General features: G+C 38.7%; 13 protein-coding genes. 3 read left to right on the forward strand and 10 right to left on the reverse strand.

All coding sequences use genetic code 11. The features are described 5' to 3' along the window. Positions 1-12: 12 nt before the first annotated feature. The gene (locus PGH07_RS05910) at positions 13-1,746 is read left to right on the forward strand and encodes a YgiQ family radical SAM protein (protein ID WP_289413402.1); all 1,734 of its coding nucleotides are present in this window, start codon (positions 13-15) and stop codon (positions 1,744-1,746) included. Position 1,747: 1 nt separating this feature from the next. Continuing rightward, the gene (locus tag PGH07_RS05915; RefSeq protein WP_289413404.1) at positions 1,748-2,587 is read left to right on the forward strand and encodes an HAD family hydrolase; all 840 of its coding nucleotides are present in this window, start codon (positions 1,748-1,750) and stop codon (positions 2,585-2,587) included. 215 nt (positions 2,588-2,802) lie between these two features. On the opposite strand, the gene PGH07_RS05920 is transcribed toward PGH07_RS05915, so the two are convergent. The 8 genes from PGH07_RS05920 to PGH07_RS05955 form a co-directional block, all read right to left on the reverse strand. Then, positions 2,803-3,144 carry a hypothetical protein gene (locus tag PGH07_RS05920; RefSeq protein ID WP_289413406.1) on the reverse strand — a complete coding sequence of 114 codons (342 nt, stop codon included), beginning with the start codon at positions 3,142-3,144 and terminating at the stop codon, positions 2,803-2,805. 20 nt (positions 3,145-3,164) lie between these two features. After that, positions 3,165-3,812: an adenylate kinase gene (locus PGH07_RS05925; protein ID WP_289413408.1), complete on the reverse strand. Its 648-nt coding sequence runs from the start codon at positions 3,810-3,812 to the stop codon at positions 3,165-3,167. A gap of 167 nt (positions 3,813-3,979) precedes the next feature. Then, the gene (locus PGH07_RS05930; protein ID WP_289413410.1) at positions 3,980-4,786 is read right to left on the reverse strand and encodes a magnesium transporter CorA family protein; all 807 of its coding nucleotides are present in this window, start codon (positions 4,784-4,786) and stop codon (positions 3,980-3,982) included. 23 nt (positions 4,787-4,809) lie between these two features. Continuing rightward, positions 4,810-6,633: a mechanosensitive ion channel domain-containing protein gene (locus tag PGH07_RS05935; protein WP_289413412.1), complete on the reverse strand. Its 1,824-nt coding sequence runs from the start codon at positions 6,631-6,633 to the stop codon at positions 4,810-4,812. Positions 6,634-6,642: 9 nt separating this feature from the next. Continuing rightward, positions 6,643-7,590, reverse strand: coding sequence for an alpha-L-glutamate ligase-like protein (locus PGH07_RS05940; protein WP_289413414.1), 948 nt, complete (start codon positions 7,588-7,590; stop codon positions 6,643-6,645). Further along, on the reverse strand, positions 7,587-9,137 hold the full coding sequence (locus tag PGH07_RS05945) for a UUP1 family membrane protein (RefSeq protein ID WP_289413416.1): 1,551 nt from the start codon (positions 9,135-9,137) through the stop codon (positions 7,587-7,589). Before PGH07_RS05945 ends, PGH07_RS05940 begins: the two co-directional genes overlap by 4 nt. Continuing rightward, positions 9,137-9,715, reverse strand: coding sequence for an ATP-dependent zinc protease family protein (locus PGH07_RS05950; protein ID WP_289413418.1), 579 nt, complete (start codon positions 9,713-9,715; stop codon positions 9,137-9,139). Before PGH07_RS05950 ends, PGH07_RS05945 begins: the two co-directional genes overlap by 1 nt. Before the next feature lie 117 nt (positions 9,716-9,832). Beyond that, a complete protein-coding gene (locus PGH07_RS05955) occupies positions 9,833-10,039 on the reverse strand; it encodes a hypothetical protein (RefSeq protein ID WP_289413420.1) in 207 nt (68 codons plus the stop codon). 116 nt (positions 10,040-10,155) lie between these two features. On the opposite strand from PGH07_RS05955, the gene PGH07_RS05960 reads away from it, so the two are divergent. Further along, entirely contained in the window at positions 10,156-11,169 is a 1,014-nt protein-coding gene (locus PGH07_RS05960) for an SO_0444 family Cu/Zn efflux transporter (protein ID WP_289413421.1), read from the forward strand. Positions 11,170-11,440: 271 nt separating this feature from the next. Here the strand turns inward: PGH07_RS05960 and PGH07_RS05965 are convergent, their stop codons facing one another. Next, complete coding sequence (locus tag PGH07_RS05965; RefSeq protein WP_289413424.1) at positions 11,441-12,310, reverse strand: hypothetical protein; 870 nt, start codon at positions 12,308-12,310, stop codon at positions 11,441-11,443. A gap of 85 nt (positions 12,311-12,395) precedes the next feature. After that, positions 12,396-13,811, reverse strand: a complete 1,416-nt coding sequence (locus tag PGH07_RS05970) for a DUF4139 domain-containing protein (RefSeq protein ID WP_289413425.1) — start codon at positions 13,809-13,811, stop codon at positions 12,396-12,398. Between the last annotated feature and the right edge of the window lie 20 nt (positions 13,812-13,831).

Here is a 13,831-nt window from a genome sequence, read left to right on the forward strand (position 1 = left end):
TGAAGGCTTATAATGAAAAAAAATGAGAAAAGTTTTTTACCGACCACACGTCAAGAGATGGATGCGTTAGGCTGGGATCAATGTGATGTGATCCTTGTCAGTGGTGATGCATATATAGACTCACCCTTTATCGGTGTGGCTGTTGTCGGGCGTATGTTGGAGAAACTAGGATACAAAGTCGGTATCATCGGGCAGCCTGATGTAAAGAGTGATAAGGATATCAAACGTTTAGGAGAGCCTCGTCTTTACTGGGGAGTAAGCGGCGGAAGTATCGACTCTATGGTTGCCAACTACACTGCCACCAAAAAATTCCGTAACAGTGATGACTATACTCCAGGCGGTAAAAATACCAAACGACCTGACCGTGCCGTACTGGTCTATACCAATCTCATTCGTCAAAACTTTAAAAATACTGTACCTATCGTTTTGGGTGGTATCGAAGCAAGTTTACGCCGCGTCACGCATTATGATTACTGGAGTAACAAACTTAGAAAGCCTGTTTTATTTGATTCTAAAGCCGATATCATTGTGTACGGTATGGGTGAGGAGGCAGTCCGTGAACTGACTCAGGCACTGGACAAGGGGAAGGAATGGAAAAATATCAGGGGACTTTGTTACATTAGTAAAGAACCAATAATAGAGTTTATCCAACTACCTTCCTACAAAGCCTGTCTGGAAGATAAAGAGAAGTATATCGATCTCTTTGATCACTTCTATGATAATAATGATCCAATCTCGGCAAAAGGGCTTTGCCAGGAAGTAGACGGACGCTATGCTATTCAAAACCCGCCATGTGACTATCTCAATGAGCAAGAGATGGACGAGGTTGCAAGCCTGCCGTATACTAGAGAACTGCATCCCTATCATAGACCTGAAGGTCAAGTCAAGTGCCTGGAGACTATCAAATTCTCCATCATGACCCATCATGGCTGCTGGGGTGAGTGTAACTTCTGTGCGATCGGTGTACACCAGGGACGTACGATCCGTACTAGAAGTGAAGGAAATATCGTCAAAGAAGCCAACAAGTTCAAAGAGTACAAAGACTTTAAAGGGATCATCTCAGACCTTGGAGGGCCTACGGCAAATATGTACGGCTATGAGTGTAACAAGAAACTCAAACACGGAACCTGTGCCCATCAGCGCTGTGTCGACTCTAAGCACCTGTGCAGTTCAATGAAGCCTGACCATACCAGAGTGATCGGCTTGATGAAACAGGTGCGCAATATCCCTGGTATCAAAAAAGCCTTTGTTGCCTCGGGGATCCGTTATGACCTTATCAATGAAGATAAACGCAAGGGTTACAGCTACCTTAAAGAGCTGGTTGAACATCATATTTCAGGACAGATGAAGGTTGCACCCGAACATACACAGCAGCATGTACTTGATTTGATGGGTAAACCGGGTAAACAGACCCTTATAGACTTCAAACGTCTCTATGATAAACTTAACAAAGATATGGGTAAAAAACAATTCCTGACCTACTATCTCATTGCTGCACATCCAGGCTGTACAGAGAATGACATGCATGAGCTTAAACGCTTTACCACCCAAGAACTGAAGATGAACCCTGAACAAGCACAGGTCTTTACTCCTACTCCTGGTACCTACTCTGCCGTGATGTACTATACAGAAATGGACCCGGTCACACGTAAGAAGATCTTTGTTGAAAAAGATCCAGTACGCAAAGAGAAACAAAAAGCGATCGTTCAAGCAAAAGATAATTTTAAAAGCGGATTTGCCAGTTAAAATGGATAAAAAGAATAAAATATATATCACGGATCTAGACCATACTTTTCTAAGGACTGATCAGAGTATAAGTGACTTTAGTGCCAAGGTATGGAATGAGCTAAGCAAAGACTCTATCCTTTCTGTAGCTACGGCAAGGAGTTTTCAAAAGACCCATGATTTTCTGAATAAGCTCCACCTTCATGCGCCGATGATCCTGCTTGACGGGACGATGGTTGTCACACCGGAAAAGAAGCTTATCGATCTCAAACTTATCAACAAAGAGCTTGGTGATGCGGTTATTGCTGAAGGAGCAAAATTTGGTATCTACCCTTTCATCATTTCACTCAAAGATATGGAGCTCAACGAATCTTTTAACGTACCCACTACCCTCAATCTTTATCAAAAAGGTGTACTGAATAACTATGCAGGTGATCCACGTCTAAGGGTACATGAGCAGATCCGTGCTGAAGAGATGAACCTCAAGATCGTCTATTTTGGTCAGCTTGATACACTAAAGCCTCTGACGGAACATCTACAGAAAACATTTAGTGACGCATTAGAGTATAAGCTCTCTCCTGAGAAGTATTCAGATGGCTGGTTTTTGACTGTTCTTCATCCTGAAGGAGATAAAGCCCATGCACTGAAAAAGGTTGCTGAATACCTTGGCCGCGATACTCAGGAGATGACTGTTTTTGGTGATAGCATTAATGACATAGGTATGTTCAAGCTTGCCGGTACTTCAGTTGCAGTATCTAATGCACTGGATGAAGTCAAGGAAGTTGCCGATATTATTCTGTCACACTCAAATGATGAAGATGCAGTTGCAAAATATTTACATAAAACGACACAACACAAGTAGATAAATCAATAAATATCTCATCGACTTGAAAAAAGGACTCATTGGAAAATATGTAGGAAGGAAGTAACTTTTAGTGAGTCACTTTGTTTCAAATGTCAATTGTATGGGCTGAAAGATCCATGCTACCGAGATAGTGGCTCAAGTCGCGGTTGGCATTAAAGGGAACTACAGCATGGATCTTTCAACCCATACAAAATCAATCTAGAGTTAAATTTCTAAGCATCACAATAGTGGTGCTTTAATCCTTCTCTATAGTTTTCATAAACTTTTTCTGCAGGAATATGATTTCTATATATCCGCAAGATCTGACGTATAAAATTGAGTGGATACTCGACATAATGTCCGCAATCCTCTTCATAATACTGCTCTAAAGTCTCATACATGAGATCATAGATTTTCGGTTCTTCTTGTTTGAGTTTTTGCAGATACTCTTCTGCCTCAATCAAAGTTTCATCATTGAATTCACCACGTGTATGGTAGTTTTTTCTCTCCTGCACATAGAGTTTCAAACTTTTTTTATTTCTTATATAATCACTAAACAGTTCAATCAGTGTCATCGTTACTCCTTTTAAATCTGTTAGATCCTTACTGCACGATAGCTATCGTTTGAGATATGAATAGAAGGAACACTGGTTCTGCTCAAAATAAACAGTTCCATCATGCTCACCACTATATCAAGCGGCTTTTCTCCATCAATCACTTTTAGAAGCCTTTTTTCTGTATAGAATTCTTGTATCGCTTCTAAAGGCTCATTATATATCTTCATGCGCTCATAAAAGACTTCTTCTTTGTCATCACTGCGAATCTGACCCGGTGCGGCTTCAGCAGCTCTACCCAGTATTCGTTCACGTGCGATCTCTTCACATACTCTTACCTCAATGACAGAAACAAGATGAATATCATCTTCCATACTTAATATATCATCAAATGCCTTCATCTGTTCTATACTTCGTGGAAAACCATCGATAACAACTACATCTGTCGGTGCATACTTAATCGCAGTGATCACTGTGTCCATAATGATCTCAAGAGGAACCAACTCACCTTGTTTAATATAACTGTTGATCGTCTCTCCAAGCTTACTACCGCTGGCAATCTCATCACGTAGCATATCCCCGGTTGAGTAGTGTACGATATGCTCTTTATGTCTACTGGCAATGAGATTTGCATCTGTCGTCTTACCAGAACCCGGTGCCCCGATCACAAGAAATAGTTTTTTTGCCATGAACAGCTCCTTTTTTTCACTCTAATAACAAATTATTTCATGTCAAAATAGCATTAAGATAGCATTGGGAGAAATTTTTAAATTTTTTTATGTTAAGCGATAAAAAGAAAGGAAAGAAAAGGGATATTTTATAGATGATCTAGGAAAACAAAGATGCATTGTTTCAGTTATAGTTCGTTTTTTTCCATCCTTTTTCTCCAAAGCACTACTAAAAATATACTCACCATCATGATGAAAGCCATCATAATTGACACCTTCATTGTTCCATTTCCAGCTGCTGTAAAAGGTAAACCACTCGTATTCATTCCAAAATATCCGACAAAAAGATTAAGGGGTAAAAAGACCCCTGAGATAATAGTAAGCAGAAAGATGATACGGTTCATCTTCTCAGCCGTACGTGTCGTATAAAAATTATAGATATAGTCCAGTTTTGTCAATTGCAGCGATGCAGATCTGTGAATACGTTCACAATGCTCTAAGAGATCATAATAATGATTTACAGGGAAATCATTATGATGTTCATAAACCTCGATAAAGTCCTTTAGTTCATCTGCTGTCAATTGCATTACCCGTTCTATACGTACAATGTCCTTTTTATGTCTAAGCCATCTTGACATAAATTCTTTATCAAGATTTTGTGCGTATAGTTTCTCTTCAATCAATAAAATCTCATCCTGGTAATCCCGGAAAAACTTTAAGATATCATCAATCTTCTTATCCAACATTTCATAAATGCTCTCAAAGCGCTTTGGCAGTATCTCCAAAGTTCGTGATGTTTTATGATAAAAATAACTTGTACTCTCGGAAATAACAAAACCAAAAGAAACCATATCAATTTCATGCAGTTTTTTCAAAATCGGCAAACGTATGATAAGAATATCATACCCTTCATTCCGATCAAAGATCGAAGGGTGAAGAGGATTGTCCAAGTCTTCATGATGTAATGCATCAATATTTAATTCTGTGTTCTGCATGATTGTTCCTTTTAACTATTCATTCACAACTCATTTATAATATTATTTTTTTCACTTTTGACATGCAAATCCATCTGAGGAAATGGAATCTCTATACCGTGTTTATAGAGTGCATTGTAGACAAGTATCAAAAAATCCGACTTGGTAGCATATTGTCTTTGAATATTCCAATCTATCCATACCAAGAGTTCATAGTCTACACTGCTTGCACCCATACCTATCATTCGGACAGCCGGTTGCTGCTCTTCCTTATCTCCTTTATAATAGAGCAACTCACTTTGTGAAAGCTCTCCAAGTATTACTTCTTTAACTCTCTTAACTTCAGTACCATATGCCACACCGAAAGGGATATGAAGTCTTCGCATCGTATCATCTAATGTCAAGTTGATAACATTATTTTGAATAAATGAAGAGTTTGGTACTACGATATCTATGTTGTCAAGCGTCTTAATCACAGTCGACCTGATCCGCATATCTGTAACTGTACCTCTTAGCGTCTCGTTAAGTTCTATAAAGTCCCCTACTCTTACACTTCTTTCAAACATCATAATGATCCCTGAAACCATGTTGGAGACCACTGTTTGGAGACCAAAACCTATACCGATAGCCAAAGCACTTGCAAACATTGAAAAAGAGGTCAGATCGATCCCGACACTGTTAATAGCCACCAAAAACGTTACTACAATAATAAAATAGTAACCGAAATTAGCCATTAATTTTGTTGTCATAGGTGTGGCCTTGACCCAATTTGCAGACCATCTTACAATGCGTCTTCTATAAAGGGATGCGATGAACATACCTATCACAAAGATTAGCAGAACCTTTAAAATATCTGCACTGTTCACGGCCTTTTCATTGAAAACAAATAACGGTTTATAGAGTAATGAAATAATATAATTGAGTGTATCTGTTAAACTCTCTTTGGATGTAATCACGGCGACAGAAGTGACACCAAAAAATGCTTTTCCCATTGTTCTTAACAATTGAAGATGCAGTTGAAGGCCTTCTTTTTCCATTGAACTCACAGAAGAGATTAGTTCAGAAGATTTTTTCAATGTATCATAAAAGGAGTTGTCTTTTTTAAGAGCAAGCTCAAACAATGCTATATGCAACATACTGTTTACGTTTTCAATTGTTGCACTGTTTAACTTATCTTCTAGATTTTTGCGTTCTGTAAGGAGCTTATCCAGATCTATCGACTCCAATAACTGCTCATGCTCTATCTGTACATCCATTGCTGCTATTTTACTTTGCAGTTCATCAAGCATAGAACGGTCATGTTTAAGATTTTCTAAGGCCTTTTCATATCCATCTGTACGGAATTTAGCGAGCATGTTAAGAAAAAATTTTTCATTAAATTTTATCGTCTTATCAAGCATAGCTATTTTGCTGTTTTCATGTGATAAAAGCAGTTTGTAAAGCGTATACTGTAATTGATAAGCCTTTAATTTATCTCTATGTTCTTCAGTAATATCTTTGATCTGTTCTTTAACATAGTCCAGTTTACTGCTTAATTGTTCGGACTTTTTTTCACTTTGTACCAAAACCTGTCTGGCTTCTACATAGCGACTGATACTTTTTTCAAGTTCATTAGAATCAAGTTGACTGTTAGGATCAAGGCTTTCATATTGATAACCGATTTGAACTGTTTTTTGATCCTGAGATCTAATTTCCTTCAAAAGAGCAGCTTCAAGTGTCGCAGACTCTTTGTCAGGGTTAGAAGTAATATTTGCTTCCATCTGGGTCAAGTAGGCTTCTTTGCTTTCTTTTGCAAAAAAACGTTTATCTATTTCTGCTGCTGATAATAAAGAGAAAAAAATCAAAAATAGAGATAGAGTTTTTCTCATTTACTTTCCTTATACTTTACTCAGCACATTTATGCAGAATGCAGCCCTTTCTTCAGCATTACGCTCTTGTTTTTCCTGATCGATGCGCTTAACCCTATGATACTCCCCTTTGTTATTGGCAATTTGTATCGCCAGACCGGGACGGGCATTGAGTTCGAGCAGTAGTGGACCGACATTTCTGTCAAATACAATATCGGCCCCTAAGTATCCAAGTCCTGTCATATCATAACACTTGGCACCGATTTTGAGTATCTCTTCCCAGTGTGGAATCTGTAATCCTGAGAAATCATGTTTAGTATTGGGATGTACTGTAACGGGATGATTATGCTGAACAGCGTTGATCGCTTTACCTGTGGCGATATCGATCCCAACCCCTACAGCACCTTGATGCAAATTTGCTTTACCGTTACTCTCATGTGTCGGACAGCGCATCATTGCCATCATAGGGTACCCTTTATAAACGATCAGACGTACGTCAGGTACACCTTCATAGCTATAATTTTGGAAAACGGGGTCAAACTCCACCATCTTCTCAATGATCGCAATGTCATAACGTCCTCCCAAAGAGTAAAGTCCGCTAAGGATGTTTGTAATATGGGTATGAATATCTGTAAGTGTCATCGAAGTTCCATTGGCCCTGATAAAGAGGTCATCCTCCCTATGCGTGATAACTACTATCCCTTTCCCACCGCTTCCATGTACCGGCTTGATCACAAAACTATCATAAGGAGCCAACATCTCATGAAGGCGTGCTAACTGAGACTGCCACTCTATCTTACCATAGAGTTCGGTTACAGCGATACCTGCTTCTTTTGCGATCCTTTTGGTGATAAGCTTATTATCCACGAGCGGATATTTGCTTCTGTCATTGTAGCGACCGATCAACTCGATATTTCTAAAGTTCATACCGATAACTCCCTTGGCACGAAGCATTTTAATTCGGTCAAACAACATCATGAACGTCCCAAAGGTGCGAATCTAAGTAGTTCGCTCACACGATACCCTGTATAACGACCGATCAAGATGATCACAGCCAAGATAACTAACAACAGTTCAGGGAAACTGAAAAAGAGATAAGCTGCATACTCGTTCATCATTACAAAATATGCCAATACTGCAACGATCAATGAACCACTTCCTTGAACAAATACTTCTCTTCCTCCCTCTTCTTCCCAAAGGATAGACATACGCTCAATCGTCCAAGAAAGAATAATCATCGGGAAGAAGGTCACACTTAACACTTGAGTGATCCCCAGCTTATAACTGATAATACTCATCAAAGACATGATCGCAATTACCACAATAATTACAGCTGAAATCCTAGCTACCAGCAAAAGCCTGAGCCTTGAAAGGTAAAACCTGATAAAGAGTCCAGAGAAGACAATCACAAAGAACATGACAAGCCCATTCAGTAATGATGTCTGTATAAATGCTAATGAAAAGAGTACAGGCATAAATGTCCCCATTGTTCGTATCCCGACCAAAATACGCAATATAACAACGATCAAGACCCCCATCGGTATCAACAAAATCTGCTTAAATGCATTTTGCTGAGAAGCCGGCAGAGTAAATAATGAAAAATTTAAAAATTCACTGCTTCCATAAATATTCTGCTGTATAGTAGAAATGACGGGTACCTGCGTTTGGATGATTGAGAAACGTAACCTTGGCTTGCTTACGCCTTTAGCTGTGAAGAGAGCATCATTACCTCTTTGCCATACAAATAGATCCTTTGGCTTGTAAACATGTCCTTTTTCATAATCAAAAAGCTTCCATCCTTCATCAGTTTGTACTTCAAACATTTCAGTAAGAGTACGTCCTTTTTGTCTATCTTTAAGATAGATGCCCCGTACTTTTCTTACATTTATTTTTTCATGCATCAATATCTTCATGATCAGTGATATTTTGTCTTCGTTTTTCATATTGAGAAGCAATTTGACTGAATCACTTGGAGCTTCCTTATTCAATTGATCAATCAATTGAGCGGCAAAAGTAAGTGGACCGGATGAATGGACACGTACGGTATCAATCAAACTTGATACAGCAGCACGTTCTACTTCATCCCATAAAGCAAAAATCGTACCTGTATCAACATTGTAATTTTGAGAAAGCCCGGCATTGACTCCAGAGTCTGGAGAATAGCTGTAAAACGCTTCAGGAGATACGGTAATTTTATAAAAAATCTTCTGTTTTCCTTCTATGTTTCTCTTAGACCATACAGCACGTTCACCTTCTTCTGTCTGAGAAATTGTAAAACCAAAATCGCCTGACTCACTCTCCTGTGAAATGATCTTCACGCCCTCTTGAGGAGCCGGTAGTGCCATAGTGATCTCAGCTGGAGCGTTATCACCGGTAAAGCTTACCTCTGCACTGATCGTAAAATAATCTTTTTTCTCATGTGGAGTTAAAGGAATATTTAGAAATGCTGCTTTATACCAAACAATAAATAAACCTATCGCTGCGAGCATAAAAGCGATAACCATTACTTGAAATCTTGAAGACATCAGTTCTCCTCATATAGTTTAGGCGTTGTTGTATGATCCACACTTACATCTACGACAAAACGCTCATAAAGAAAGTTCCTACCTATCAAGAGTTTGTATTCAAAATTACTTCTATCTGCCAAGGTTACTTCAACAATTTCCGAGACATCCCCTAAAATCAGTCTAAGACGTATTACATAACGTTTTAGTGACTCATCTCCATGTTGTTTTATCAAGGTAGACTTTACAACCTCGTGTTTGCTTTTAATACCATTGATTGTGATCTCGGCCCACTCTTTCCCATCTTCGGTTAGAATCTCCATCTTATCTACACCCAATGAAGTTGTAGTAGCCCCTGTATCGATACGGGCATCAAATATAAAATTTCCAGGGATAACCCTAACTGGCTCTACTGCACCTATGATCGGTTTGGAAATCTCTTGGCTAAGTTGTTCATGTGTTGTATTTTGATCTTGTACCGTTGTATTTTGTTCTTGAGTAGCAACTTTTGGTACTTGAGGCTCTTTGGCAGCAACTTGGGATACTAAAATGAACCCTGCGGCCAATACTGTAATTGTCTGAAAAAAGCTATGTTTCATCTCCCACCTTTGAACCGAAATAAAGATATACAATTATACTTCATTATCACTATGTTTATGATAGATTAATGTATTTATCCCTGCAAAATAATATAAATACTCTGATATTGACTTCCATTAGTCGTCATCCCAGGCATCTTCGTCATACATATCAAGTTCATCATAATCGATCGTAAAAATTTTTGGATATCCTCTTTTTTGTAGTGCAGTATCCATATCTTCGGGACTAAAACCCGAGTGTATACACTCTTCAATAATCTCTTCGATATCATTTGGCTTGACCTCATTGATACTCATCTCAAATCTAATCTCATCAATTGTCATTATGCCCTCCTGGGAAGATATAACCCCTTCCTGTCATTATACATTATTTTTTATCCATGCTACACGCTTTTTACATCAAGTATTTGGTAGAATCACCTCCAATTAAAGGAGTGATCATGGAATTACTGATAAAACTATTTGAAAACATATTGGTTCTTGCCAATGCTATGAGTTTCTATATCCTGATAGGACTGCTGATTGCCGGCATCATGAAACAGCTTATCCCTGATGATTTTATCTCATCGCACTTGGGGGAGAACAAAAGTGCCTCTGTCATCAAGGCAACAATATTCGGTATTCCTATGCCTGTATGTTCATGTTCAGTGATTCCTTTGGCTAAGTCACTTCAAAAAGAAGGAGCAAGCAAAGGTGCAGTACAAAGTTTTCTTATCTCAACACCTATCACCGGAGTTGACTCTATTCTGGCTACCTACAGTTTCTTCGGATGGTTCTTCACCCTCTATCGCGTTGTCACTTCTGTGATCATTGCCATTATCACAGGTATACTGCAAAACTTTATGGACAATAAAGAGAGTGTAAAAGCAGAAGAATCCACTTGTTGCTCAAGTTGCGGTTGTCATGCTAATACCGTAGAAGAGAAAAAAGGGTTTAGTTCCAAGGAGGCTTTGAAATATGCCTATGTGACACTCTTTGGCGATATCTATAAGGCTCTTTTGATCGGTTTGATCTTTGGTGGAGTATTTACTACCTTCATTCCCAAAGAGATACTTGAGCCACTCTTCGAGTATCAGTTCCTCACCTATTTTGCAGTATTGGTGATCGCAATGCCTCTTTATGTCTGTGCAACAGCATCACTGCCTATTGCTGCAGCCTTTATGCTCAGTGGTATGAGCGGCGGTGCGGCATTTGTTTTCCTTTCAGCAGGGCCGGCGACAAATACAGTAACAATGGGTGTCGTTGCTCAAATGTTTGGTAAAAAGGCACTGATTCTCTATCTTGGAAGCATCGCTTCTTTCAGTATCCTCTTTGGATATCTTTTCGATACCTTTTTTGGTAAGCTTGAGATACTGAATATTACTACTGAAGTTGAACATTTTAGTGTACTGGATACGGCAAGTACGATCGTAATGTTTGGTCTTATCGTATATTACTTCATAAAGAATAGATAAATAAGAAGTTCACTGTGTATTTCCTCTTAGCCAAGTGACTCAAATCCTGTTTTGGGACTCATTGGCGAATGGATTATGTCATTCATAGGTATAACTGCTTCTCCTACGATAGTTTTTTACTATATAACCATAATAGTGATCTATTATGCCAAATCGCGGTAGAGATACTACGTTCCAGCTTCGCAGTGATCGCTAAAGAAGGCAAACCTATCTATGTTTGCCTGTCTTATGAAGCATGATTAAGATTGTTCAAAAAAACCAGAGTAGAAATTTACTCGTCTTCCTCTTTAACTTCACATCTACCGATAATTGTCTTATAAAAATATGCCAAACCGACAAACATTGCTGTGGTTCCAATCAAAAGGAAAAATGCTGCCTGCATATTTGTATAATCATCCAATGCAATTTTAAAGACCACCATCAAGGTTTCGATCAACAGTGCGATGATAATGGAAACCAAAAACTTACCCAACACCTTATACTCTCTTGCTTCATCATGTGTAAAGGTATGAAAGATCACTTCATGCTCTATGATCTGTTTAGCCAGATCAAAAATCGCTATCCCCAATGTGGCGGAAATGATCGCTTTAAAAATGTCATGGAAAAAGTCTATATTTTCACCAAAAAAGATCATCACAAACTTATAGCCCCCATACAAAAGGAGTGCAAGAGCTATCGCGACCAAAAGTCCTGAGCCAAGCATATATACAGCCTGTTTGAACTTATGATGTGTGCTGTTGTACTCGATCAAACGCAGTTCTTCAAGCACCGTTATGAGGTTACAGTCAAAGATATAATAGATTCCCTCTACCTTTCTTACTACCGTGATACTCGCTTTTCCCGTACGATAATGGATATAAGGGTTAGAGATATAAAAACCGTCTTCATCAAGTTCAAGTTTAGTAAAGTAGTGACGTTTATTACTACCGATATTGAAAGTCTCTCTTTCTCGACGGCATATTACCGGACTTACCTGATGATACCCTTCATCTACACTGTAGACCAGCTGCAAAAAAGAGTACTTCTTCAGTATTTCATCAGCGTGCTCTATGTAATCCTGAGGTGCATTTTTGATCGCTGTAGTAATATAATTATCTACAGTTATCTTATGTTTTTTATAAAGGTTAATAACTACTTTCATTCTCTCACTCCCACTTTGTTAGAATAATCAAAAATCATAACAAAAGATAGTTTATAAAATTGCAGTATCACTTGTATCAGACAAGTTAATATGTTATTTCCATCTCTTTATCATAAGCTATTTCAAAGAGGATCTCAATCGTTCTCTCTTCACCGGCATGTAAGAGTACATTTATCTCTACTTTACCATCTTTTAGTAGATTATAATCCACTTTTTTATCAGAATTGATCTGCAAAAGTTTGACCTCTATCTCTTCGGTCTCAGAGGTAGGGATACGTTCAGTCACTGTAATAGTCTTATCCTTATCGGACTTGTTGGTCAATGTTAAGATATATCCGTCTTTTTTACGAACGGTATTTCCAAAAAAACCTGTATCTTTTTCTTTACGAACGATTGGTTTACGAGAGACCTTGATATCCTCATCGATTTTTGTATAAACACTATAGGTATTCTCTCTATACTCACCAAAGGCACGGCTGGAGATGAGCTCTTCTCCTTTTTTGATCTCCCATGAATGAGTCTCTATCTGTGTTTGTGGTGTAAAACTGCATTGCTCGTACACGTTGAGATTTGCATAAGGAGCTGTATGAAGTCCGCACTTCATTACAGCACTCCAGGTGTTCACCTCGGCTTTGACAGGTTCGCCGGTAGAAGGGAGTTCAAGATGAGCTACTTTATACTCTCTTGCATCCACATACTCTACAGCAGGTGCGCCAAGTGCATCTGACATCATCTCTGCAGGAGCACTGTCCATCATCTTGGCACTCTTCATTAAAAGACTTTTACTTCGCGGAAGCGGCGGCTGATATTTACTGATGATCCACGGATGAAAATATACAGGATGTACCGTACGCTGTGACATACGATAATAAAATGTTGCATCATCCACTACAATATCTACGCCTGAATGATTTGTCACTGCCAAATACTGTGTCACTTTCACCATATTCTCTGAGGACAGATCTGCTTCGTAAAAAGTTCTAAAGTTTATGGCACTATTTGAGAACTTCAGCTTGGTCGGTACATCACATGTTTGAGAGTAGTACAAAGGCAAGGTTGCACTGGTCTGTTTATAAAAAGCCTGTTTTTGAAGGTCAAACTCGATCTTTGCTCTTTGATGTGTGGTGACAAGTTTTGCCCGCTCGGCACTGATCTTTTTTGCAGCATCAATAGTCATCTTTGCATCAAGTGTTGTAGGTTGATACAGTTCAATAATCTTGTCAAGAAGTGTAATATTGTTCTGAATACTTTCTAGTTGCTCTTGCGCATTTTGCAAATCATTAAATTCACTGCAGAGTCTCTCACCGTTATTGCATTCAGCTCTTTGTTCCAGAGGCAAAGGCTGGCCTTTACAAGTTGCCAATACTCCTTCTGCGATACCAACATAATTGCTTTTGGGTGAGTAGGTATATATCGCCGTATCTTGATAAACATGAAGTGATGCAGCGTGTGAAAGTGTTGTAAGTAGTGCCAAAGATAGAGAAGATAGTATCTGTTTCATCGTAGTCCCCCTAAGTTCTA

This window comes from Sulfurovum zhangzhouensis, assembly GCF_030347965.1.
Lineage (GTDB): Bacteria > Campylobacterota > Campylobacteria > Campylobacterales > Sulfurovaceae > Sulfurovum > Sulfurovum zhangzhouensis.